The sequence below is a fragment of the Kitasatospora sp. NPDC041988 genome, assembly GCF_055588525.1.
Genome location: NZ_JBVJCO010000016.1, coordinates 146269 through 168789, shown reverse-complemented (window position 1 = coordinate 168789; position 22521 = coordinate 146269). Strand labels below are relative to the sequence as shown.

The window sequence follows — 22521 nt, the reverse complement described above, 5'->3', positions numbered from 1 at the left end:
GCGGGAACACCGCTATGGTGTGTTCCCCTGGTTGCTCCCTCGGGGGGGTCCCACCCGCCCGCGGACTGGGGGAAGGGAGTCGCCGGGGGGGGGCGGGGCGGGGGGGAAGGGAGGAGGACGACACGCCAACACTCTCTGTTCGGGTGGCCAGCTAACCCCCCCCCCCCAAGCGACCCTGGCCCGCGACGTGGCGGCCGCCGCCGTGCGCTCGGCCCACGACCAACTCGCCGACCTGCTCGGCCTGACGTCCTTCGAGCAGGATGTCGTCCTGCTCGCGGCGGCCCGTGAACTCGACCCGGCGGTGGACTGGCTGAGCGCCGAGGCCGGCGCCGGCGGCCGGCTGCCCGGCCCCACCTTCGGCCTCGCCCTGCGCCTGTTCGACCAGCCGGCCTGGGACGCGCTCTCGCCCGAGCGGCCGCTCCGGCGCCTGCGGCTCGTCCGGCTGGAGGGCTCCGAGGGGATGACCGCCTGCTCGCTGCGGGCGGACGAACGCGTGGTCAACTACCTGAAGGGCCTGGACCACCTCGACGAGCGGCTGGCGGAGACGGTCGTCCCGCTGGAGGACGGTGACGGGTCGATCGAGCCGTCACCGTCCCAGCGGGAGGCCGCCCGGGCGCTGCGCGCCGGCATCCGCGCCATGGCCGCCGACGGCCGTCCGCCGGTGGTCAACCTGGTGGGGCCCGACGGGCCGAGCAAGCAACTGGTGGCACGCGAGGTCGCGGCGGCGCTCGGCCGGACGCTGCTCAGGGTGCCGGTGCCGGCCCTGCCGGTCCCGGCCGCCGGGGCCGGGACGACGGCGAGGCTCTGGGAGCGGGAGGTCCTGCTCTCCCCGGTGGCCCTCTACCTGGACGCGGGCGACGAGACCGGCGACCACGGCCCCGAGGCCGTCGCCGAGGCCGGCCGGCTGATGGCGCGGCTGCCCGGGCCGGTGTTCCTGGACAGCCGCGAGGTCTGGCCGCACCTGGGCCCCGGCGCCCTGGTGGTGGACGTCGCCGGGCCGACCACGGCCGAGCAGCGCGCGGCCTGGGCGGACGCGCTCGGGCCGGGCGGGGAGCAGCTGGCGGGCGAGCTCGCCGCGCAGTTCGACCTCGACCCGGTGGCGCTGAGCCGCGTCGCGGCCGGCGTCGCCGACGGTCCGCCGGGCGAGTCCGCGCAGCAGCGCCGGTCCCGGGTGTGGGGCGCCTGCCTCGCCGTCTCCCGGCCGCGCCTGGACCTGCTCGCGCAGCGGCTGGACCTCCGGGCCCGCCGCGAGGAGCTGGTCCTCCCCGAGGCCATGACGGAGCAGCTGGACCGGATCTGCGACCAGGTGCGCCGGCGCACGCTGGTCTACGAGGACTGGGGGGTGGCCCGCCGGACCAGCCGCGGCCTGGGCATCACCGCGCTGTTCGCGGGCGAGAGCGGCACCGGCAAGACGATGACCGCCGAGGTGCTGGCCCGCGAGCTCGCCCTCGACCTCTACCGGATCGATCTCTCCGCGGTGGTGAGCAAGTACATCGGGGAGACCGAGAAGAACCTGCGGCGGCTCTTCGACGCGGCCGAGCGCGGCGGCGCGATCCTCCTCTTCGACGAGGCCGACGCGCTGTTCGGCCGCCGCAGCGAGGTGCGGGACAGCCACGACCGGTACGCCAACATCGAGGTCAACTACCTGCTCCAGCGCATGGAGTCGTACCGCGGGCTGGCGATTCTGGCCACCAACATGAAGGGCGCGCTGGACCACGCCTTCAGCCGCCGGCTGCGGTTCGTGCTGGACTTCCCGTTCCCCGGGCCGGCGGAGCGCGAGGCGATCTGGCAGCGGGCCTTCGCCCCGGGCGTGCGCTGCGACCTCGACCACGCCCGGCTGGCCCGGTTCGGCCTGACCGGCGGCAGCATCCACAACGTCGCGCTCAACGCCACCTTCGCGGCCGCGGCCACGCCCGGCCAGGTGGCCACCATGCCGCTGGTGCTGGCCGCGGTCCGGATGGAGTGCCGCAAGCTCGGCTTCGTCGTGGACGAGCGCGAGTTCGAGTGGGACGGGCCCGCGCCCGCCGTCGCGGTGCCGTCCTTCGACACGACGGGCGACACGACGGGCGAGACGACCAACGAGCCGAGCGACGAGCCGACCGGCGCGGCGCCGGACGGAACAACAGACGCGGCGCCGGACGGGACAACAGACGCGGCGCCGGACGACACGAGCGACGAGACGGCGGACGGAGGGAGCGGACCGTGGACGTGACCGTGCGGATCGAGCGGCTGGTCCTGGAGGGCCTGGACCTGGCCCCGGGAGCGGCTGACCGGGTGCGGGCAGCCCTGGCAGAGGCGTTGGCCGAGGAGCTCACCGAGACGCTGGCGGCGGGCGGGCGCGTCGACCGGGTGGGGCCGCCCACCGTGACGGTACCGGTGACGGTGCCGGGCCCACCGGGTGCGGTACTGAGCCCCGGGGCGGCCGCCGCCCTGGGCGGGCACGCCGGCCGCGCGCTGGCGGCGGGGCTCACCGGAAGGGGAGGGCCGGCATGACCGGATTCCCGCGTTCACCCCGGCTGATGCGGGGCGGCATCGTCGAACTCGACCCGGGCTCCGGCTCGGTGCTGCGGATCATCGCGCTGCAGTACAACCCCGACAGCCTGACCCGCAGCTTCCAGGTGCAGGACACCGGCGAGGAGAAGCACCAGCGGTCCCGGCCGCTCCGGTTCAAGGCGCCGCCGGTGGAGACCGTCAAGGTGGAGGCCGAGCTGGACGCGGCCGACCAACTGGAGTTCCCGGACCGGTTCCCGGACGCCGGGCAGGTCGGGGTGCACCCCCAACTCGCCGCGCTGGAGCTGCTCGTCTACCCGACGGTGGGCCAGCTCGTCGCGGCGGACCAGTCGGCGGCGGCCGGCTCGCTGGAGATCCTGCCGATGGAGGCGCCGGTGACGGTCTTCGTCTGGAGCCCGAGCCGGATCATGCCGGTCCGGATCACCGAGCTCGCCGTGACCGAGGAGGCCTTCGATCCGGCCCTCAACCCGCTACGGGCCAAGGTGCAGCTGGGCATGCGGGTGCTCTCGGTGAACGACGTGGGTTTCGACCACCGGGCCGGCGGGCTCTACCTGGCCCACCAGCGCCGGCTGGAGGCCCTCGCCGCGCGGGCCGGCGGCGGCAGCTTCGCGGCACTCGGCATCGGAGGGCTGGCATGACCACACCGCCGTTCCCGCCAATGAGCACAGGGCAGATCCCGCCGATGAGCACAGGGCAGCTCCCGCCGGCGGGCCCGCCGCAGCCGCCCGAGGCACCCGCCTTCCCGGCGGGCAGCCGGTACGCCGGACTCCCGCTGTCCGTCGCCGAGCTGGACGGGCGTCAGGTGCGGTACGTCACCCGCCGGTTCGCGCCCCAGCCGGACCGGTTCGCGCTGCTGCGCGAGCACACCGTCACCGAGGGGGAGCGCCCCGACACCCTGGCGGCGGCCGAGCTCGGCGATCCGGAGCGGTTCTGGCTGCTCTGCGACGCCAACGGGATCCTGGACCCGGTGGAGCTGACGGTCACCGTCGGCCGCCGGCTGCGCATCACACTGCCCGAGGGCGTGCCGGGGGTGGCCGATGCTTAGCGGACCGGTCCATCTCACCCTGCTGGCCGGTCCGGCGGTGCCGGTGCCGGTGCCCCGCTCCGTCCTGGACTCGCTCACCGGGGTGACGGTCCACAGCACGGCCGAGCCGGGCAGGCAGAGCGCTTTCGAGCTCACCTTCGAGCTGGAGAAGAACTCGCCGGTGCCCACGGTCTTCCTGCTCGTGGGCGGGAGCCTGCCGGCGGTGCTCCGGGTGGTGGTCGCGGTGACCGTGGGCGGCGCGCCCGAGGTGCTGATCGACGGCGTCGTCACGTCCACCGGCCTGGCGCCGGGCGCGGACGGCGGCCCGTCCGTGCTCACCGTCCAGGGCATGGACCTGACCGCGCTGATGGAGCGGATCGACGGCACCGGGACGCCCTTCCCGGCGCTGCCGGTGGCGGCCCGGGTGCTCACCGTGCTGGCCAAGTACGCGGCGTTCGGAGTCGTCCCGGCCGTGGTCCCCAGCCTGGTCGCCGACGTGCCCAACCCGCTGGAGCGGATCCCCGTCCAGCACGGCACGGACCTCGCCTACCTGCGCCGGCTGGCCGCCCGCTCCGGCTACGTCTTCACCCACATCCCGGGGCCCGTCCCGGGCGCCAGCATCGCCTACTGGGGCCCGCAGGCCAAGATCGGCCTGCCGCAGCCCGCGCTCACCGTCGACTCGGACGTGCAGACCAACGTCGAGTCGCTCAGCTTCAGTTACGACGCGGAGAGTGCCACGCTTCCGGTGATCTTCATCCAGAACCCGCAGACCAAGGCCGTCATCCCGGTGCCGATTCCGGACGTCTCGCCGCTCAACCCCCCGCTGGGGCTGGTCCAGCCCCCGCCGACCAGGCTCCGCTACATCCGGGAGACCGCCAAACTCGGCGTCGCCGAGGCCGTGCTGCTCGGGATGGCGAAGGCCGCCGGCTCGGCGGACGCGGTCAGGGCCCGGGGCAGCCTGGACGTCCAGCGCTACGGGCAGGTGCTCAAACCGCGGTCGCTGGTCGGTGTCCGCGGCGCCGGGACGGCGTTCGACGGGCTCTACTTCGTCCAGACGGTGGACCACCGCATCGAACGCGGCTCCTTCACCCAGCAGTTCACCCTCGTCCGCAACGGACTCGTCTCGACCCTCCCGGTGGTGCCGGTATGACCGTGACCGACGACAGCGACCGCGTCGTCCCGATCGGTGGGGCCGACGACTCCGCGGGGAGCGGGGGCGCCCGGTTCTACGGCAAGTACCGCGGCACCGTGGTCGGCAACGTCGACCCGCTCGGGATCGGGCGGATCCAGGCCCTGGTCCCGGACGTCTCGGCCGTTCTCCCGTCCTCCTGGGCGATGCCCTGCGTGCCGGTCAGCGGTCCGCAGAGCGGCGTCTTCGTACTGCCGCCGATCGGCGCCGGGGTCTGGGTGGAGTTCGAACAGGGCGATCCGGACTACCCGGTCTGGACCGGCGGCTTCTGGGGCAGCCGGGCCGAGACACCCGCACTCGCCCAGGCCGGCAATCCGGCGAGCCCGAGCATCGTCCTGCAGACCGTCGGCCAGAACACGATCTCCGTCTCCGACGCCCCCGGGGCGGCCGGCGGGATCCTCCTCAAGGCCGGTGTCGCCTCGATCATGGTCAACCAGCAGGGCATCACCATCCAGAACGGCCAGGGGGCCAGCCTCGTGCTGACCGGCCCGTCGGTCAACGTCAACCTCGGCGCACTCACCGTGCAGTGACCCGGGTCCGGAGGGGAGACACCCATGCCAGGAGCGATCCTGCACCAGGGCGCGGTCGTCCAGTGCCCGCACGGCGGACGCGCGAATCCGCCGGGCGCCGACCCGCGGGTTCGCGTCGGCGGCCTCGCGGTCTGGCTGCAACCGGTGCCCGCCCTCGTCGCCGGCTGCACCCTGCCGCCGCCGCCCGCCGCCAACGGCCCCTGTGTGACCGCCCCCTGGACGACGGGGTCGCTACGGGTCCGGGCCGGCGGTGTGCCGCTGCTCCTCCTCGACAGCCAGGCCACCACCGTGCCGAGCGGCACACCGCTGATCCCGGTCTCGGCGCAGCAGCGGGTGATCGCGACATGAGCTCTCCCACGCCCGACCGGGTCGATGTGGCCTTCCCGTTGGGCTTCGACGAGCGCGGCCGCACCGCCGGGCCCGCCGACTCCGACCGGCACGTCCGCGACCTGCTCGAACAGCTGCTCTTCACCGCACCCGGCGAACGGGTCAACCGGCCGGACTTCGGCTGCGGGCTGAACCAGCTCCTCTTCGGCCCCAACAGCCCCGAACTCGCCGCGACCGTCGAGTACACCGCCCGGGCGGCGGTCCAGCGCTGGCTCGGCGACGTGCTCGACCTGGTCGAACTGCGCGCCACCGCCGTCGAGTCGGTGCTCACCGTCGACGTCCGCTACGTGGTGCGCCGCACCCGGCAGGCGGCCGAGGCCCGCTTCGCCCGGGAGGTCCCGCGATGACCGACTCCCCGGCAACGAACGGCCCGACCGCCGCACCCGGTCCGACCACGACCGGCCTGTCCACGACCGGCCCGTCCACGACGAACAGTACGACCCCCGCACCCGGCCCGGCCCCCGCACCCGGCCCGACCGCCGCACCCGGCACGCCGCCCGGGATCGACTGCGCCGTGGAGTGCACCGTCGACCACCGCCGCGAGCTCGTGACCGCCCACGGCCTCAACGGGATCGACGGGATCGAGGTCGCCGACCCCGACCCCGTCGACGGCACGGTGGCCCTCTGCGTCGGCCTCGTCGGTGCCGTGCCGGACGACCTGACCGTCGCCAACCTGCGGATCGACGCGGAGCCCGGCTCCCGGCGGGTGCGGGTGGTCGGCGTCCGCGCCCGGCTGCCGCGCGTGGAGGACGAGAACGGCTGCCTGGAGGTCACCCTCGACCGGCCCGGCGACACCACCACCTACCACCTGGCCGTGGTCGAACCCGGACCTCACGGCCACCCCGGCCGGCAGCCCCGCCACGGATTCGACCTGCGCTACCACCGCGCGCCCTTCGGCTTCTGCGCGGGCCGCCCCGCCGAGACCGACTGCCCGACCGGGCCCGGCTGCCCGCCCGCCCCGGTGCCCCCGGCCGCGCTCGACTACCTGGCCAAGGACTACACCTCCTTCCGCCGCCTGGTCCTCGACCGGCTCGGACTGCTCGTCCCCGGCTGGCGCGAGCGCCACATCCCCGACCTCGGCGTCACCCTGGCCGAGCTGCTCGCCTACTCCGCCGACCGGCTCAGCTACTACCAGGACGCCGTCGCGACCGAGGCCTACCTCGGCACCGCCCGGCGCCGCATCTCGGTGCGCCGGCACGCCCGGCTGGTCGACTACCTGCTGCACGAGGGCTGCAACGCGCGGGCCTTCGTCACCGTCGACATCGGGCGCGAGCCCTCCCCGCCCTGGCGTGCCGACCAGGTCGCCCTGCTCACCGGCTACCCGGGAGCCCCGCCCCCCGGCCGCCCGCTGCGCTGGGAGGACCTGCCCCCGCAGGCCCTCGACGGCGGCCACGTCTTCGAACCGCTGGCCGACGACCCCGCCGCCCCGCTGCGGCTCTTCCCCGGGCACGGCCTCATCCGCATCCACGACTGGGGCGACGGCCGGTGCTGCCTGCCGGCCGGCGCCACCTCCGTCACCCTGGTCGACCGGACCTCGTCCGGCCCGCTGCGCCTGGCCGCCGGGGACTTCCTGGTGCTGGAGGAGGTCCTCGGGCCCCGCACCGGCCGCCCGGGCGACGCCGACCCCGCCCACCGGCACGTCGTCCGGCTCACCTGGGTGCGGCGCGCGCACGACGAGGTGCTCGACACCCCGCTGCTGGAGGCCGGCTGGTCGGCGGCGGACGCCCTGCCGTTCCCGCTCTGCGTCTCCGCCCTCGGGCCCGCCCCGGACTGCCGCCCGCTCCGCGACGTCAGCGTCGCCCGCGGCAACGTGCTCCTGGTCGACCACGGCACCCGGACGGAGGAGCCGCTCGGCCCGGTGCCGGGCGCCACCGACCCGCCGCTCTGCGCGGGGGAGTGCCGCCCGGCCGAACAGCCGCCCGCCCCGGCGCGCTTCCGCCCCCGGCTCGGCCGGCCCGGCGTCACCTTCGCCGAACCGCTGCCCGGCCCGTCCGGCTGCGGCTGCCCGGCCACCGCGGCCGGGCTGATGCACCGTGACCCGCGCCGCGCGGCGGCCGCCGTCCGGCTCACCGAGGCCGTCGGGCAGGCCGGCTGGCAGCCGGTCCCGGACCTGCTCGCCGCCGGACCGGACGACCGGGTGTTCGCCGTCGAGACCGACGACGAACGGGTCTCCTGGCTGCGCTTCGGCGACGACCGTACCGGCCGACGGCCGCGGCCCGGCAGCTCCTTCACCGCCCGCTACCGGGTGGGCGGCGGACCGGCCGGCAACGTCGGGGCGGAGACGATCGTGCACCTCGCCCTGCGCCCCGGCGCCGGCGGGCAGGACATCGCCACCCGGCCCCGGAACCCGCTGCCGGCCGTCGGCGGCACCGCGCCCGAGACACCCGCCGAGGCCCGGGCGGCCGTTCCGGTTGCCTTCCGCGCCACCCGCGAACGGGCCGTCATCGCCGAGGACTACGCCGAGCTGGCCCGGCGGGCCGGCGGTGACCGCCTCCAGGGCGCCGCGGCCGAACTGGTCTGGACGGGCAGCTGGTACGAGGCCGATGTCGCGCTCGACCCGCGCGCCGGGGGCGGGCCGGCGGACTGCGGCTGCGGCTCGCCGACCGCCTGCGACGACCTGGCCTGCACCGAACAGGAGATCACCGACGCCCTGGAACGGGCCCGCCGGCTCGGTCACGAGCTGCGGGTCACCCTGGCCACCCCGGTGCCCGTCGAGCTCGAACTGACCGTCTGCGTCCAGCCCTTCCACGTCCGGGCGCAGGTCGCGCAGGCCCTTCGCGAGGAGTTCTCGGCCGACGTCCTGCCGGACGGCCGGCCCGCCTTCTTCCACCCCGACCGGTGGGGGTTCGGCGACGGCGTCCACGTCAGCCAGGTCCTGGCCACGGCCCAGGCGGTGCCCGGGGTCTCCTCCGCGGAGGTCACCCGGCTGGTCCGGCAGGGCGAGCCGGACCAGGGCGCACTCACCCGGGGCGTCCTCCCGGTCGGCCCGCACGAGGTCGTCGTCGTGGACAACACCCGGCCGCGCACCGGCCGGTTCACCGTCGTCGCGGGAGGCGGCCGATGAGCGGGCGGAGCACCGGGGTCCCCGCGGCCGGCGGCCGGCGGAGAGTCATGGGAATGCGCGCGTGGGCGAGCGCCCCCGTCGAGGGAAGCGAGCGAGTCATGGGAAGGCGCGCGTGGGCGAATGCCCCTGCCGAGGGAAGCGAGGCGGGCGCATGAGGGCCTGTACCTGTGGCTGCTGCGCCGGCGGCGCGGCACCGCTCCCGGCCGTGGCCAACCCGCCCGGGCAGGCCGCGCTGCGGCTGCGCGCTGGCACCCACGCCACCTTCCTGGCGGCCATGCTCGCCCGGCTCTCGGCCGCCGACCTGCCCGGCCTCGCCGGGCTCACCACCCGCGACCCGGCCGATCCGGCGATCGCGCTCTGCGACGCCTGCGCGGCCGTCTGCGACGTGCTGACCTTCTACCAGGAGCGCATCGGCAACGAGGGCTATCTGCGGACCGCCACCGAGCCCCGCTCGGTGCACGAGCTGACCGCACTGGTCGGTTACCGCGCCCGCCCCGGCGTCGCCGCCGGTACCCATCTCGCCTTCACCCTGGAGGCCGGCCACCGCGAGGTGATCCCGGCCGGCACCAAGGCGCAGAGCCTGCCCGGCCCCGGCGAGCTGGCCCAGGCCTACGAGACCGGCGCGCCGCTGGCCGCGCTGGCGGAGGCCAACCGGCTGCCGGTCCGGATGACCCGGCCGCAGCCGGTCACCTTCGCCGACGTCCGTACGCTGCCCGACCTGTGGCTCGCCGGCACCGCCACCCGGCTGCGGCCGAACGACCTGCTGCTCATCCGGCTCGAAGGGGTGGGCCGGACCAGGCACTTCGTACGGCAGGTCCGCGGAGTCGAGGAGGAGGCCGAGCACGGGCGGACGAGAGTGCTTCTCGTCGGGGGGCGGCCGCCGGAACCCCTGCCGTGGCAGCAGGTGGACGGCCTGGACGAGCTGGTCGACCTGCTCACCTCCCCGCCGGCGGAGCCCGCCCCCGACGTCCCCGCCCCCGGCGCCGCGGCGGCCGACTCCCGGCTCAGGCGCGAGGAGCTGCTCCACCCCGGGCTGTCCGGGCTGCTCCACACCGCCTGGGCGGGAGCCACCGTCACCGGGCGGCCGAACGTGCAGGTCCATGCCCTGCGCGTCGCCGCGCCGCTGTTCGGCCACAACGCCGCCCGCAAACCCGCGTACGACGAGCGCGGCAGGCCGCTGCCGATGGAGCAGTGGCCCGACTGGGAGGTCGCGGAGGAGGAGACGGCCATCTACCTGGACAACCCGTACCAGTCGGTCCTCGGGGGCACCGTCGCGGTGGTCGCCGTCGCGGCGGCCCCCTCCCGGGGAGACGACGAGTCGACGGGGAACCGAGGGGAGCTGCGGGCCGGGCCCCAGACCTTCCACATCGTCGGCACCGATCCCGAGGACCCGCTCACCGCGGTAACGGTCTCCCGGTCGGCGTACGGGCTCTCGACGCGGACCACCAGGATCGGCCTCACCCGGTGCGCGGTCTGGGAGGTGCCGGGGAGCATGGACGAGCTGCGCCGGATCACCGTCCACGCCGCCCCCGAGCCGCTGCCGCTCGCCGAACTCCCCGTCACCGACCCGGTGCAGGGCGCCGTCCTCGAACTCGACGGCGTCCTCGACGGCGTGGAGTCCGGACGGCTCCTCGTCGTCTCCGGCGAGCGCGCCGACCTCCCCGGCGTCACCGGGGTCACCGCCGCCGAACTCGCCAAGGTCGCCGAAGTCCGCCAGGGCACGGTCACCCGGTCCGACCCGACCCTGAAGCCCGGCGCGCAGGGGCCCGTCACCCCGAGCTTCGCCGCTCCGACACCCGGCGAACCCAACCACAGCTTCCTGCTCCTCGAAGCCCCGCTGGCCCACCGCTACCGGCGCGCGACCGTCACCGTGTACGGCAACGTCGTCCACGCCACCCACGGCGAGACGAAGGTCGACGTCCTCGGCAGCGGCGACGCCTCCGTCGCGCACCAGACCTTCTCCCTGCGCAGCGCACCGCTGACCTACGTCTCGGCGCCCACCCCCACCGGCGTCGAGAGCACCCTCGACGTCACCGTGGACGCCGTCCGCTGGCCCGAACGCCCGTGGTTCGCCGGCCTGGGACCGGACGACCGCGGCTACGTCACCACCACCGACGAGCACGGAACCACCTCGGTCACCTTCCCCGACGGCACGTCGGGGCACCGGCCCGCCACCGGCAGCGAGAACATCAGGGCCCGCTACCGGACCGGGATCGGCACGGCGGGCAACACCGCCGCCGGCCGGATCACCCTGCTCGCCGCCAAACCGCTGGCCGTCCGCGAGGTCGTCAACCCGCTGCCCGCCACCGGCGGCACCGACCCCGAGCGCCCCGACCAGGCCAGGGCCGGCGCGCCGTTGCCGCTGAAGACCCTGGACCGGCTGGTCTCGCTGACCGACTACGCCGACTTCGCCCGCGCCTTCGCCGGGGTCGGCAAGGCCACCGCGGACCGGCTCTCGGACGGCCGCGGAGGCATCGTCGTGGTCACCGTCGCGGGCGCGGACGGAGCCCTGCTGCTGCCCGACTCCGACGTCGTCCGGAACCTGCGCGTCGCACTGCGCCGCTTCGGCGATCCGGCCGTCCGGATCCGGGTGCTGCCGGCCGAGCGGCTGGTCCTCTCCGTCGGCGCGGAGGTCCGGCTGCTCCCCGACCGGCAGTGGGAGGCGGTGGCACCGGTGCTCAGGGCCGTCCTGCTGGACGCCTTCGGGCCGGTCCGCCGTGACCTGGCCCGGAGCGTGCCGGGCTCCGAGGTGGTGGCGCTCCTGCAGTCCGTGCCCGGCGTGCACTCCGTGCGCGGCCTCGCGTTGGCGTGCGTCCCGCCGGGCGCGCAGCCCCCGCCCGGGCAGCACCCGGGCCCGTGGCTGCCCGCGCTCGGCGCCCGCCGCACCGAGGACGGCATCGCTCCTGCCCAGCAGCTCTGCGCCGCAGCGGAGTTGCCTGAAGCCATCGACCTCAGGGAGGGCGTCGCATGACGCAGCCCGACCGGCTCTTCGACCTGCTCCCGCTGGTCCACCGGACGCGCGACGCCGAAGCCGGGCACCCCCTGCGCGACCTGCTGCGGGTGATCACCGAGCAGCTCCAGGTGGTCGAGGACGACCTCGCCCGCAGCTACGACAACTGGTTCGTGGAGACCGCCGAGGACTGGGTGGTGCCGTACCTCGCCGACCTGGTCGGCTGGTCGCCCGTGCCCGACGCCGGCTGGACGGCCGCCGGGACGGCCGGCCGCGACCTGGCCCGCCGCTCGGCGCTGGCGCCCCGGCAGGACGTCGCCAACACGCTGCGCCATCGCCGCCGCAAGGGCACCAGGGCCCTGCTCGAAGACCTCGCCCGGGACGTCGCCGGCCTCCCCGGCCACGCCGTCGAGGGCTTCCGGCTGCTCGCCCGGCATCAGCAGCTGAACCACCTCCGGCCGGGCCGGGCCGGCACCACCGACCTGCGGGACGGTGCGCTGCTCGCCCGGCTCGCCGGGCCGTTCGACGGCGCGGCGCACACCGTCGACGTCCGCCGGGCCGGCTCGCACCGGACGAGCGGCCTGCACAACATCCCGGACGTCGGCCTCTTCGTCTGGCGGCTGCACGCCCACCCGGTCACCCGCACCCAGGCCGGGCAGGTCGAACGGGTCGGGCGGTGGGCCTACACCTTCGACCCCATGGGCTTCGACGTCCAGTTGTTCGGCCGGGGCGCGGACGGCGACCGCGGGCTCCACCCCCTGGAGCCTGCCGACGTGCCCGCGCCGATCGGCCGTCGCGCCTTCGGCGAGCCCGGGGCCGCCGCCCCGCCGTACCAGGGCCCCGCGCCGTACCAGGGCCCCGCGCCGCACCCGGGCTCCCCGCTGTACTACGGCGAAGGGCGCTCCCTGGTGATCCACGCGCCCGGCTGGCCCGCGCGCGGGCAGGGCGCCCCCGTCCCCGGCGAGCGGGTGGTCCCGGCCGACCTGAGCGACTGGGAGTCCTACCGCCCGCTGCCCGGCACCGTCGCGGTGGACCCGGTGCTCGGGCGGATGCTGTTCCCGCGCCGCAACCCGCCGCAGCGGGTCCGGGTGAGCTACCACTACGGCTTCGGCGCCGACCTGGGCGGCGGCGAGTACCGGCGGCCGATGCCCGAGCCCCCGGAGGCCGACACCCACCGCTGCCTGGCGGACGACCTGACCGACCCCGACGCCCTGCGGCACGCCGTGCTGACCGGTCACGGGCCGGCCGCGGCGCTGATCCTGCGGCACTGGCCGGGCGGCGCACCGGGCGCCGGCGGCGGCACGACCGACCAACTGGTCCAGGCGATCGACGCGACGCTCCTGGACCCGGGCCTCTACGCGCTCGCCCGGCCCGGCCTGCCCGTCCCGGCGGGAACGCCGCTGCTGGTCGCCGGCCGGCAGTACCTGGAGACGCTCTGGCCGGACTGGATCAAGCCCGCCCGCTGGTACCGGGCGGTCCGCTCCGCCGCCGACTTCCGGCAGGCGCTGCACACCTGGGAGCAGGACCGGCCCCGCTACGCCGTCATCGAGATCACCGGCAGCGAGGTGCTCGGCGTCACCGCCGACATCACGCTGAGGCCCCGACAGACCCTGCTCGTCAGGGCCGCCGAGCGCACCCGCCCGGTGCTCTGGCTCGCCGACCGCCGGGCCGACCGGCCGGACGCGCTCGCCGTCGCGCTGTCCGGCGGCAGCCGGCTGATCCTGGACGGCCTGGTGATCGGCGGCCGCGCCGTCCACCTGTCCGGCGCCCCCGCGGACGGCGCCCCCGCGGACGGCGGCTCCGCCACGCGCGGCGGCTCCGAAACGCGCGGCGGGGCCGAGAACGACGGGAACGAGAACGGCCAGGCCGAGAACGACAGCACCGAGCATCACGAGAACGCGGACGGGAACCGTGGCGGCCCGGACGGCGCGGACCGGAACGTCCCCGGGTGCCACCCGCCGGCCCGCGTCGTCATCCGCCACTGCACCCTGGTGCCCGGCTGGGGCCCCCACCACAGCTGCGGCCCCGAGCGGCCGGCCCCGCCCTCGTTGGAGCTGGCCGCACTGCCCGGTGCCGAGGTGGAGATCAGCCACTCGATCCTCGGGCCGGTCCGGATCGAAGCCGCCGCGTCGGGCGGCGTGCCGCTGCGTCTGGCGGTGAGCGACAGCATCGTCGACGCCACCCATCCGTCCCTCGAAGCCATCGGCGGAGGAGGCCCCGGTGTCGCCCCGGCAGCCCTGGACATCGCGCGGGCGACCGTCCTGGGCTGCGTCCAGGTGCACGCGATCGGGCACGGCGAGAACACGGTCTTCCTCGGCGAGGTCACGGCCGCCCGGCGCTCGACCGGCTGCCTGCGGTTCTGCTGGGTGCCGACCGGCTCGCGCACGCCCCGCCGCTTCCACTGCCAGCCGGACACCGCCCTCGCGGCCCTCGGTGACGCGCCGCCCCCCGAGCCGGTCGCCGCCACCGAACGCAGGCTCCGCCCCCGGTTCACCTCCGTCCGTTACCCCTCCGCCGCGTACGCCCAGCTCGCCCCGGACTGCCCGGACGAGATCCGGACGGGTGCGGACGACGGCTCCGAACTCGGCGCCTTCCACGACCTCTTCCTTCCCCAGCGGCTGGCCGCCCTGCGGGCCCGGGTGGCCGAGTACACCCCGGCGGGCCTGGACGCCGGCGTCAGCACCGTGAACTGACCGTCCCAGATGAATAATTGACGGTCATTCATGAACAACTGACCGCCCCGAACGAACAGTTGAGGACCAGCATGCACGCCGACGTCGAGCGGTTCAGCTTCGATCAGCGCAAGCGTTTCCTGCGGGTGATCCAGCAGCAGGGCCGGGTGACCCTGCCGGCCGACGGCAACGAGCAGGTCGCCATCCTGCTGCACCACCTCCAGGCCCTCGCCGAGGACCTCATCGGCCCGCACGGCACGGCGGCCCCGGACGGCGGCGGGCCCGGGCCGGGCTTCAGGATCGAGCCGCCCCCGGCCGGGGAGGAGGCCGGGCTCTTCCGGATCGGCCGGGGCCGCTACTGGGTGCACGGCCGGGCGTGCGAGAACGACACCGACGGCCTGCTCTACACCCGCCAGCCCGACCTCCCCGCTCCGCCCACCCCGGCCAACGGCACCCAGCTGGCCTACCTCGACGTCTGGGAGCGGCACCTCTCCGCCGCCGAGGACGACACCATCCGCGAGGTCGCGCTCGGCGGCCCGGACACCTGCACCCGCACCCGCCTGGTCTGGCAGGTCCGGCTGACCGGCACCGCCCCGCCCGGCCGCACCCTCACCGGGGCCGACATCCGGGCCCACTGGGACGCCTGGGAGGAGTTCCTCCAGCCCGCCGACCGCGGACTGCTCGCGGCCCGGGCCCGGCGCGGCAGCGCTCCGCCGGAGCCCTGCGTCGCCGACCCGGCGGCCGGCTACCTCGGCCCCGAGAACCAGCTCTACCGCGTCCAGATCCACCGCGGCTCCGACCAGCCGGGCGGGCCCACCTTCACCTGGTCCCGGGACAACGGCTCGGTCGTCCACCCCCTGCTCCGGCTCAACGGGACGGCGGCCGTCCTGCGCGACCCGCCCAGGGACCGGCGCACCGCGCTCCCGGTCGGGACCCTGGTCGAGGTCGTCGACGACCGGAGCACGCTGCTCGGCGAGCCGGGCACCCCGGCCCGGGTCAAGGACATCGACGACGAGGGCGACGACTACATCGTCATCCTGGACACCGATGCCGGGGTCATCGGCGCCGACCGCCACCCCCTGCTCCGCCGCTGGGACCACCCCGACGTCGACGGCGGGGGAGACCTGCCGCGCCGCGCCGCCGACGGCGCGCTGCTCCTGACCGCGCAGGACCCGACCGGCTGGTTCACCCTGGAAGACGGCATCCAGCTCCGCTTCCAACCGCCGGACCAGGCCGGCGTCCAGTACCGCACCGGCGACTACTGGACCTTCCCCGCCCGTACCGCCACCGGTGACATCACCTGGCCCGCAGCCCCCGACGGCGGCCCCGCCGACCTCCCCCCGCAGGGCATCGACCACGTCTACGCCCCGCTGGCCCTCCTGGCCCTCACCGCCGGCGAGCCCCCGGTCGTGACCGACCTGCGCACCGGTTTCCGTCCCGTCCGGGTGCCGTGAGCCGCATCGCGGCCCGCCGCCGTGACCGCGCGACCGGAAGGGCCCGCCGCCGTGACCGCGCGACCGGGAAGAGGCTGCCGCTCCCACCGGAAACCCGCCGCTCCCACCGGAAAGGAGAGTGAGATGCACGACCGGTCCCGCGACCGCGCGAAGCCCGCGCCGTCGTCCCCGGAGCCCGGCGGTGCCCGGGCCGGTCACGAGCACCCCGACGCCGACCGACTCCGGCAGCCCGTCGTACCGCCGGCCGGGCAGCGGGACCTCAGCCAGGTCCCGCTCCGGGGCCGCGCGCCCGCGGTGCCGGAGAAGGCCACGATGCCGGAGAAGGCCACCGCGCCGGAGGAGGCCGCCGAGCGGCAGGCCGACGCTGCGGCCGCCGTCGGCGGCGCGGCCCTCAGGGCCCCGGCCCCGGTGGAGCCGGGTGACCGGTCGCCCGTCCAGGACCTGGTGCCGCGCTCCGCCGGAGCGCCGCTCGATGCCAGGACGGGGCAGGAGATGAGCGCGCGCTTGGGGCACGATTTCAGCGGGGTGCGGGTGCACACCGACACGCAGGCGGCCGGCCTGGCCGCCGGTCAGCACGCCAAGGCCTACACGGTCGGGAACGACATCGTGTTCGGCGCCGGGCACTACGCCCCGCAGAACGAGGCCGGCCGGGGCCTGCTCGCCCACGAGCTCGGCCATGTGGTGCAGCAGTCGGCGGCCGGCACGGCCGCCGTCCAGTGCGATGACCTGGACAGCCCGGCGAAGGGCGCGCCCACGGCGACCGCCGATCCCGAGGCCGTGCTCGGGCAGCGGCTGACCAAGGACTTCCCCTCCGGCGTCGCGCTCGCGTTCTATGCCCCGATGCCGTCCCCCAAGGACCACGAGGAGGCCCGGAACGCCGCTCGGAAGTGGGCCAAGCGGGAGCACGCCCTGGCCCTCACGGGCAAGAAGGCCACCGCGGCGAACATCGTGTTCGGCGAGGCGATGTCGGATGCGGACCACCCGCTGACCGCCACGGTCCGGGCGCTCGGCGCCCTGCTGCCCGCCGCCGTGGCGAAGGCCCCGACACCCGAGGGGCCGGTGCCACCGGGAATCGGCCCGAACACCGTGCGGACCCTCGCGGTGTTCGCCCACGGGACGAGCAACTGGTGCGGCCTGGGCTCGATCAGCAGTTCCACCGCGGCGTCGATCATCAAGCAGATCGCCCCCGCGCTGGCACCGGACGTCACCGTTGTCCTGTACTCCTGCAACGCGGGCCGCGAACCCGACGCGAGCGAGGCGTGGGTGAAAGGGACGATGGAGCCCGGCGGTAAGCACTCGCTGGCGGCCGTCGTCCGTGATGCGCTCATTGCCGAGGGCAAGGGCGGTTCGGTGTGGGGTCACACGACGACCGGCCACGTCTCGGAGAACTTCGCCCTTCGCGAGTTCGACACGGTGTCCGGCAAGGGCAGTGAGGGGGCCTCGTTCGTCGCCCGGTACGTCTTCTCGGCCGCGGACAGGCTCACCGGCGCCGGCCAACTGCTCGACGGGGCGTCGGCCGAGGGGTACGAGGCCGGACCGGCCGGGGCCGTCCGCGCCGCCCGGGCCGTGGAGGGCGAGATGTACGCCTGCTATGCGGAGGCGAACCGTGAACTGGACTTCGAAGGTGGCAAGTTGGCGGAGTCCGCGCCGGTTCACCCGGTCGAGGTCGGCAGACGGATCCACGACTACTGGCTGACGACCTACTGGCCCCGCCGGAAGAGCGAAGCCATCGCCGCCTTCGTCAAGGGCCTTGCCGCGTCCGGACTGGCGAAGAAGGCCACGTCACGGCCACCGGCTCCCTGAGCGGAGAGGAGCGGAGCGGTCGCCGGCAGGGCGGCGCGGTGGCAGCCGTCGCAACGTGGGGAAACAGAGCCGAAAGCGAGTGGGGCCGTGGTCGAACCGCACATGGGCAGGGTCGGGCCGGTCCCGAGGACGGCGCCGTCGCGGCATTCGCGCCAGGCGTCGTCCGAGGCGCCGCCGATCGTCCACGACGTGCTCCGCTCGCCGGGGCAGCCGCTCGACGCCGGTGCGCGGAGCACGATGGAGAGCAGGTTCGGGCACGATTTCAGCGGGATCCGGGTGCACACCGACGGCCGGGCCGCCCGGTCGGCGGCGGCGGTGGGGGCCCGGGCCTACACCAACGGGCCCGACCTGGTCTTCGGCGAGGGCGCGTACGCGCCGCACAGCCGCCGGGGGCTCGGGCTGATCGCGCACGAGCTGGTGCACTCGCTCCAGCAGTCCGGCTCCCCGCCCCGGACCGGCGCACTCTCGCTCGGCCGTGTCGGCGACGCCCACGAGGCCGAGGCCGACCGGTGGTCCCACGGAGCGCACGAGCCCGCCCGCGCGCCCGGCGGTGGGCGCGTCCGGCAGGAGCAGGACAGCAGCAGGGTCGTCCGGCGCAGCGTCGGGGACTGGCTGGGCAGCCACGACCCGCGCCCGTTCCTGCGGGACGCGAAGGCCTCGATCGACGAGTCCCCCCAGCACGTCATGGAGTTCTTCGAGAACGAGGTCTGGGAGGCCATCAAGGCGCACTGGGTCCGGATCTCGCTGATCACCGGTGCGTTCATCGCGGCCGAGGCCGTGATCGCCGCGGCGGAGGCGGCGCCGACCGGGATTACCCAGGTGGTCGGGGCGATTCTCCAGGTGATCACGCTCGCCGTGCTGGGGTACTTCGCCGCCGTCGAGGTGAAGGACGCCGTGGTGGAGGCGGTGCACTGGTGGTCGCTGTGCCGTGCCGCGCACGGTGACAGGGCGCGCGTCACGGAGGCGTCCCGGTCCTTCGTCAGGCTGGTCTGGCACATCGTCATGGCGGTCCTCGCGGTGGCCGGCGTCCGGGCGAAGATCCGCGGGGCCGGGGCCGCGATCCGCGGAGCCGGTGCGGGAGCCGGCACGGCGGCGGGGGGAGCCGGTGCGGCCGGAGCCGAGGCGGGGGCGGCGGGCGCGGGCGCGACGGGCGGCGAGGTCGTCGACATCGCCTCGCACCCGGGATTCCGGCCCAAGGCGCAGGCGCCGGCGGGCGGAGGTACCGGCGGTACCGGCGGGCCGGTGGCATCCGGCTTCGACGGGAACGCGGCGGTCTCCGTCGCCCCGGCCGAACCGGTGCCGGTCCTGGAACCGCCCCTACCCGCCCCGGCGCCCGCACCTGCCCCGGGGCCGGCGGCGGTCAGGACCCCGTCGCCGGGCGCGGCCCCGTCGCCGGTCGGGGAGGGGGCCAGGGCCGGAGCACTGGCCGCGAGCCCGGCGGCGGACAACGGCGAGAAGAAGGACCCGTCGGTCGTCTACCGCAGCATGATCGAGCAGGGCGGGGCTCCCAAGGCCGAGCCCACCGCCCGTGGACTCGGGGTCCGTGTGGGGGGATCGAACCCCGATGTGACGGTGGTCGCCGGGCTTGCCCAGCCCGGCGGCGGCATGTCGGTGGCCCCGGACACGCCGCTGAACCTCCTGCCGCACCGCCGGCCGCCGGAATGGGGCAAGGACGGCACCGGCAAGGACCCGGTCTGGGCCATCAGCCCCGCCGTCTTCGCCGGGGTGCTGCAATACGTCCGGGACAAGAAGACGCACGGCTATGTCGGCCCCCGCACCCCCATGCCGGTGGACGAGTTGCAGGCGGCGCTCGCCCTGAGCAGGCCGCTCTGGGTGAAGGCCACGCCGCCGGAGCGGAAGGAGGGCCCCTGAGATGGCGTGGATCTTCAGCCTGAGCGCCGAGTGCGGGCCGTCCGAGGCGGACGCGCTGGCGGTGGCCGGGCACTTCGCCGCCCGGCCGGACGTGGGGCCGGACGCCGGGTGGGAGACCGACGTGCTCCGCGACGACCGGGGCAACTGGTGGGCGTGGGCCGTTCCCGGCGGGCTGAGCCGGACGGGCATCGGCTCCGACGAGGACGCCCGGGCGATGACCGACGCCGGCCACCGGCTGTACGCGTGCCTGCGCTCGGCGCCCGCCCGGTACCGGTACGCCCTGGCCGGGGTCGAGGTCGACCTGTTCCGGTTCTTCGACGAGCTGACGGAGGAGAAGGACCTCGGCGTCTTCCCGGGGCTGGTGCTGGCCGACGGCGTCTGGGAGCTGGCCGGCCGGCCACCGGGGTTCACCGCCTTCGCACCGGGTTACCGCTGGCTCCCGTACGCGGGGGAGATCCACCGCGCGTAGGCGTCCCCGCACCCGCCGCGGCCTTGGCGTCGCACCCGGGGCGACTACCCGATGTCGACCACCCGTGCCCACGCGGGCGGCGCGTCCGGCACATGGTCGGGATCGTGCTCGTTCCACGACCGGGCCGCCCGCCGCCGCGGGAACAGGCCCACCACCGTCCGGCACGACGGCCGGCTGCTCGGCCAGGGTGTCTGACCGTCGGTCAGGACCACGACGACGTCCGGCCGGGGCCGGGACCGCAGCGCCCTGGCGAAGCCGGTGCGCAGATCCGTGCCGCCGCCGCCGACCAGCGGGATCCCCTCGGCGCGGCACAGCGGGTGCACGATCCGGGCCGACGCGTCGCACGGCAGCACGGTGACCAGGTCGCGGCGGCCGCCCACGGCACGGGAGATCGCGGCGACCTCGAGCAGTGCGCTGCCCAGTTCGGTGTCGCTGACCGACCCGGAGGTGTCGATGATCACGGCGACCCGGGGCGGCCTGCGCCGCAGGCTCGGCAGTACGGCGCCGGGTACCCCGGCCGAGCGCCGCGACGGCCGGCCGTAGCTGTAGTCCTCGCCCGCCCCGGGCCCCGAGGCCGCCGAGCGGACCGCCGCGCCGAGCAGGTCCCGCCACGGCTGCGGCGGGTGGAACGCCTCCTCCGCCCACCGCTGCCAGCCCGCCGACGCACTCCCCGGGCGGCCGGTGATGCCCTGCGTCACCCGGAACCGGACGGCGTCCCGCTCCTGCGCGCTGAGGCCGTGCGCGCCGTCCGCTCCCTGGTCCCACTCCCGGTCCAGCCCGTCGGCGCCGCTGCCGCAGTCCAGCCAGGCCAGGCCCTCCGTGTGAGGCCCGAGCCGGAACTGACGCAGGTAGTCCTCCATCAGCTCCCCCTCGGGCAGCCCCAAGGAGTCCGGCCGGACGGCACCCTCGGGCCGGACCAGCCCGTCGCCGAACACGTCGTCGTTGATCTCGCAGTCCGCGGCGATGTTCATCCGCAGCCGTTCCCCCGGGCCGGTCAGCCCGCGCTCCCGCGCGACCCGGTCGCTGCGCCCGTGGTGGTCGCGGAGCAGGTGCGACACCTCGTGCACCCAGACCCCGGCCAGCTCCTCCACCGGCGTCCGGGCGACGAACGCCGGTGAGACGTAGCACCGCCAGTGCCGGTCGACGGCCATCGTCGGTACCAGCCGTGACTCCACGGTGTGCAGGGCGAACAGCGCCGTCGCCAGGTAGGGCCGGGCCCGGGCGGCGTGCAGCCGGGCGGCGAACAGCTTGTCGAGGTCCAGCGCCGCCGGTGCGTCGGAGCTGTCCGGGGTGTCGGAACTGTCCGGGGTGTCCGGCGCGTCCGGGGTGTTCAGCGCCGCCCGTGCGTCCCGGCTCATCGGCCGGCCTTCGCGGCGACCCGGGCCGCCGCCTGGTCCGCGCGCCGCGACAGCGTCACGGCGCCGGCGAGCCGCTCGATCGCTGCCGGAACGTCCCAGTCCTCCTGGCGGAGCGAGGCGAGCGTGGTCGCCGGGACGACCACCAGGTCCGGGGCCCCGGTCTCCAGCGCCCGGACCAGGAGCGCCCAGGCCGCGTCCCAGCGGGACTTCTCCGGGCGCGCCCGGACCGCCGCCACCACACCGTCGAGCACGGCCTGCCGCAGATCCCCCCGCTCGGGCAGGGCGGCACCCGCCGGGTCGGCGAGGAGCAGCTCGGGGTCGGGCAGGTCCATCCGGTCCAGGCTCGCCAGCAGCTCCAGCCCCGGACCGTCCCCCACGGTGCCGCGGACAAGCTGGGAGAGGACCTCCCGGGAGGAGCCGGCCGCGGTCGCGAAGGCGATCAAGCACAGTGCCATCTCCCAGCTCCGCGGCGACGGCCACGGGCCGCCCCGGCGGGTCTCGCTGCTGGGCAGCCGGTGCACGAGTGCGGGGCGGGCGGCCAGGAGTCCGCACACCGCACGGCGGGCGAAGGCCACGGCCTCCGGCAGCCGCTCGGGGTCGAGCCGGGGCAGGGTGGCCCGGGGCCAGGTCCCGCCGAGGCCGCGGACCACGACCTCGTGGTCGTGGGCCCACTGGAGATGGACGAACCGGTTGGCCAGCGGCGGGCTCAGCTCCCAGCCGTCGGCCGCCGAGGAGCGCGGGTTGGCGGCGGCCACGATCCGGACCTCCGGCGGCAGCCGGAGCGCGCCGATCCGACGCTCCAGCACCAGGCGGAGCAGCGCCGCCTGCACGGCCGGTGGCGCCGTGGACAGCTCGTCCAGGAACAGCAGCCCCCGGCCGGCCCGGACCAGCCGGACCGCCCAGTCCGGCGGGGCCATCGGGACGCCCTGCTCCGCGGGATCGTCCCCGACGATGGGCAGCCCCGAGAAGTCGGACGGCTCGTGCACGCTGGCGATCACCGTGGTCAGCGGGAGGTCGAGGGCGTCGGCGAGCTGCGTCAGGGCCGCGGTCTTGCCGATGCCCGGCTCACCCCAGAGGAGTACCGGCAGGTCGGCGGCCACGGCCAGCGTCAGCGCCTCCAGCTGGGTGTCGGGGCGCGGCTCGGTGGTGGTCTCGCGCAGCAGGGTCAGCAGCTCGCCGGCCACGTCGAGCCGGGAGGGGTGGGCGGCCGGGGCCGTCAGGGTGTGCGTGGGCATGTC

17 protein-coding genes are annotated in these 22521 nt (G+C 75.9%); 15 read left to right on the top strand and 2 right to left on the bottom strand.

Features of this window, described 5'->3' with window-relative positions; all coding sequences use genetic code 11:
- Positions 1 to 187: 187 nt before the first annotated feature.
- From ACZ6NC_RS18545 to ACZ6NC_RS18475, 15 genes are all read left to right on the top strand, one after another.
- Entirely contained in the window at positions 188 to 2212 is a 2025-nt protein-coding gene (locus ACZ6NC_RS18545) for an ATP-binding protein (RefSeq protein ID WP_465733997.1), read from the top strand.
- Complete coding sequence (locus ACZ6NC_RS18540) at positions 2203 to 2493, top strand: hypothetical protein (RefSeq protein WP_465733995.1); 291 nt, start codon at positions 2203 to 2205, stop codon at positions 2491 to 2493. Before ACZ6NC_RS18545 ends, ACZ6NC_RS18540 begins: the two co-directional genes overlap by 10 nt.
- On the top strand, positions 2490 to 3149 hold the full coding sequence (locus ACZ6NC_RS18535) for a hypothetical protein (RefSeq protein WP_465733993.1): 660 nt from the start codon (positions 2490 to 2492) through the stop codon (positions 3147 to 3149). The genes ACZ6NC_RS18540 and ACZ6NC_RS18535 overlap by 4 nt, the downstream gene beginning before the upstream one ends.
- Before the next feature lie 44 nt (positions 3150 to 3193).
- On the top strand, positions 3194 to 3556 hold the full coding sequence (locus ACZ6NC_RS18530; RefSeq protein ID WP_465733991.1) for a hypothetical protein: 363 nt from the start codon (positions 3194 to 3196) through the stop codon (positions 3554 to 3556).
- A complete protein-coding gene (locus tag ACZ6NC_RS18525) occupies positions 3549 to 4685 on the top strand; it encodes a hypothetical protein (RefSeq protein ID WP_465733989.1) in 1137 nt (378 codons plus the stop codon). Before ACZ6NC_RS18530 ends, ACZ6NC_RS18525 begins: the two co-directional genes overlap by 8 nt.
- Complete coding sequence (locus tag ACZ6NC_RS18520; protein WP_465733987.1) at positions 4682 to 5254, top strand: phage baseplate assembly protein V; 573 nt, start codon at positions 4682 to 4684, stop codon at positions 5252 to 5254. The genes ACZ6NC_RS18525 and ACZ6NC_RS18520 overlap by 4 nt, the downstream gene beginning before the upstream one ends.
- Positions 5255 to 5278: 24 nt before the next feature.
- Positions 5279 to 5602 carry a hypothetical protein gene (locus tag ACZ6NC_RS18515; RefSeq protein ID WP_465733985.1) on the top strand — a complete coding sequence of 108 codons (324 nt, stop codon included), beginning with the start codon at positions 5279 to 5281 and terminating at the stop codon, positions 5600 to 5602.
- The gene (locus ACZ6NC_RS18510; protein WP_465733983.1) at positions 5599 to 5988 is read left to right on the top strand and encodes a GPW/gp25 family protein; all 390 of its coding nucleotides are present in this window, start codon (positions 5599 to 5601) and stop codon (positions 5986 to 5988) included. The genes ACZ6NC_RS18515 and ACZ6NC_RS18510 overlap by 4 nt, the downstream gene beginning before the upstream one ends.
- Positions 5985 to 8705, top strand: a complete 2721-nt coding sequence (locus ACZ6NC_RS18505) for a putative baseplate assembly protein (RefSeq protein ID WP_465733981.1) — start codon at positions 5985 to 5987, stop codon at positions 8703 to 8705. The genes ACZ6NC_RS18510 and ACZ6NC_RS18505 overlap by 4 nt, the downstream gene beginning before the upstream one ends.
- Positions 8706 to 8910: 205 nt before the next feature.
- On the top strand, positions 8911 to 11676 hold the full coding sequence (locus tag ACZ6NC_RS18500; protein WP_465733979.1) for a putative baseplate assembly protein: 2766 nt from the start codon (positions 8911 to 8913) through the stop codon (positions 11674 to 11676).
- Positions 11673 to 14348, top strand: coding sequence for a hypothetical protein (locus ACZ6NC_RS18495; RefSeq protein ID WP_465733977.1), 2676 nt, complete (start codon positions 11673 to 11675; stop codon positions 14346 to 14348). Before ACZ6NC_RS18500 ends, ACZ6NC_RS18495 begins: the two co-directional genes overlap by 4 nt.
- Before the next feature lie 17 nt (positions 14349 to 14365).
- Positions 14366 to 15781 (top strand): DUF6519 domain-containing protein, encoded by a 1416-nt coding sequence (locus ACZ6NC_RS18490; protein ID WP_465733975.1) that lies wholly within the window; start codon positions 14366 to 14368, stop codon positions 15779 to 15781.
- A gap of 123 nt (positions 15782 to 15904) precedes the next feature.
- A complete protein-coding gene (locus ACZ6NC_RS18485; protein WP_465733973.1) occupies positions 15905 to 17584 on the top strand; it encodes an eCIS core domain-containing protein in 1680 nt (559 codons plus the stop codon).
- A 189-nt stretch (positions 17585 to 17773) separates the two neighbouring features.
- Complete coding sequence (locus ACZ6NC_RS18480; RefSeq protein WP_465733971.1) at positions 17774 to 19456, top strand: eCIS core domain-containing protein; 1683 nt, start codon at positions 17774 to 17776, stop codon at positions 19454 to 19456.
- A 1-nt stretch (position 19457) separates the two neighbouring features.
- A complete protein-coding gene (locus tag ACZ6NC_RS18475; protein WP_465733969.1) occupies positions 19458 to 19925 on the top strand; it encodes a hypothetical protein in 468 nt (155 codons plus the stop codon).
- 44 nt (positions 19926 to 19969) lie between these two features.
- Here the strand turns inward: ACZ6NC_RS18475 and ACZ6NC_RS18470 are convergent, their stop codons facing one another.
- Both ACZ6NC_RS18470 and ACZ6NC_RS18465 read right to left on the bottom strand, forming a co-directional pair.
- Entirely contained in the window at positions 19970 to 21283 is a 1314-nt protein-coding gene (locus tag ACZ6NC_RS18470) for a vWA domain-containing protein (protein ID WP_465733968.1), read from the bottom strand.
- Positions 21280 to 22518 carry an AAA family ATPase gene (locus ACZ6NC_RS18465; RefSeq protein ID WP_465733966.1) on the bottom strand — a complete coding sequence of 413 codons (1239 nt, stop codon included), beginning with the start codon at positions 22516 to 22518 and terminating at the stop codon, positions 21280 to 21282. The genes ACZ6NC_RS18470 and ACZ6NC_RS18465 overlap by 4 nt, the downstream gene beginning before the upstream one ends.
- Positions 22519 to 22521: the final 3 nt, after the last annotated feature.

Excerpts from the sequence above, each read along its gene's own strand:
- ACZ6NC_RS18535 (WP_465733993.1), top strand. The coding sequence starts at position 2,490 with ATGACCGGATTCCCGCGTTCACCCCGGCTGATGCGGGGCGGCATCGTC.
- ACZ6NC_RS18530 (WP_465733991.1), top strand. The coding sequence starts at position 3,194 with ATGAGCACAGGGCAGCTCCCGCCGGCGGGCCCGCCGCAGCCGCCCGAG.
- ACZ6NC_RS18525 (WP_465733989.1), top strand. The coding sequence starts at position 3,549 with ATGCTTAGCGGACCGGTCCATCTCACCCTGCTGGCCGGTCCGGCGGTG.
- ACZ6NC_RS18520 (WP_465733987.1), top strand. The coding sequence starts at position 4,682 with ATGACCGTGACCGACGACAGCGACCGCGTCGTCCCGATCGGTGGGGCC.
- ACZ6NC_RS18515 (WP_465733985.1), top strand. The coding sequence starts at position 5,279 with ATGCCAGGAGCGATCCTGCACCAGGGCGCGGTCGTCCAGTGCCCGCAC.
- ACZ6NC_RS18510 (WP_465733983.1), top strand. The coding sequence starts at position 5,599 with ATGAGCTCTCCCACGCCCGACCGGGTCGATGTGGCCTTCCCGTTGGGC.
- ACZ6NC_RS18505 (WP_465733981.1), top strand. The coding sequence starts at position 5,985 with ATGACCGACTCCCCGGCAACGAACGGCCCGACCGCCGCACCCGGTCCG.
- ACZ6NC_RS18495 (WP_465733977.1), top strand. The coding sequence starts at position 11,673 with ATGACGCAGCCCGACCGGCTCTTCGACCTGCTCCCGCTGGTCCACCGG.
- ACZ6NC_RS18485 (WP_465733973.1), top strand. The coding sequence starts at position 15,905 with ATGCACGACCGGTCCCGCGACCGCGCGAAGCCCGCGCCGTCGTCCCCG.
- ACZ6NC_RS18475 (WP_465733969.1), top strand. The coding sequence starts at position 19,458 with ATGGCGTGGATCTTCAGCCTGAGCGCCGAGTGCGGGCCGTCCGAGGCG.
- ACZ6NC_RS18470 (WP_465733968.1), bottom strand. The coding sequence starts at position 21,283 with ATGAGCCGGGACGCACGGGCGGCGCTGAACACCCCGGACGCGCCGGAC.
- ACZ6NC_RS18465 (WP_465733966.1), bottom strand. The coding sequence starts at position 22,518 with ATGCCCACGCACACCCTGACGGCCCCGGCCGCCCACCCCTCCCGGCTC.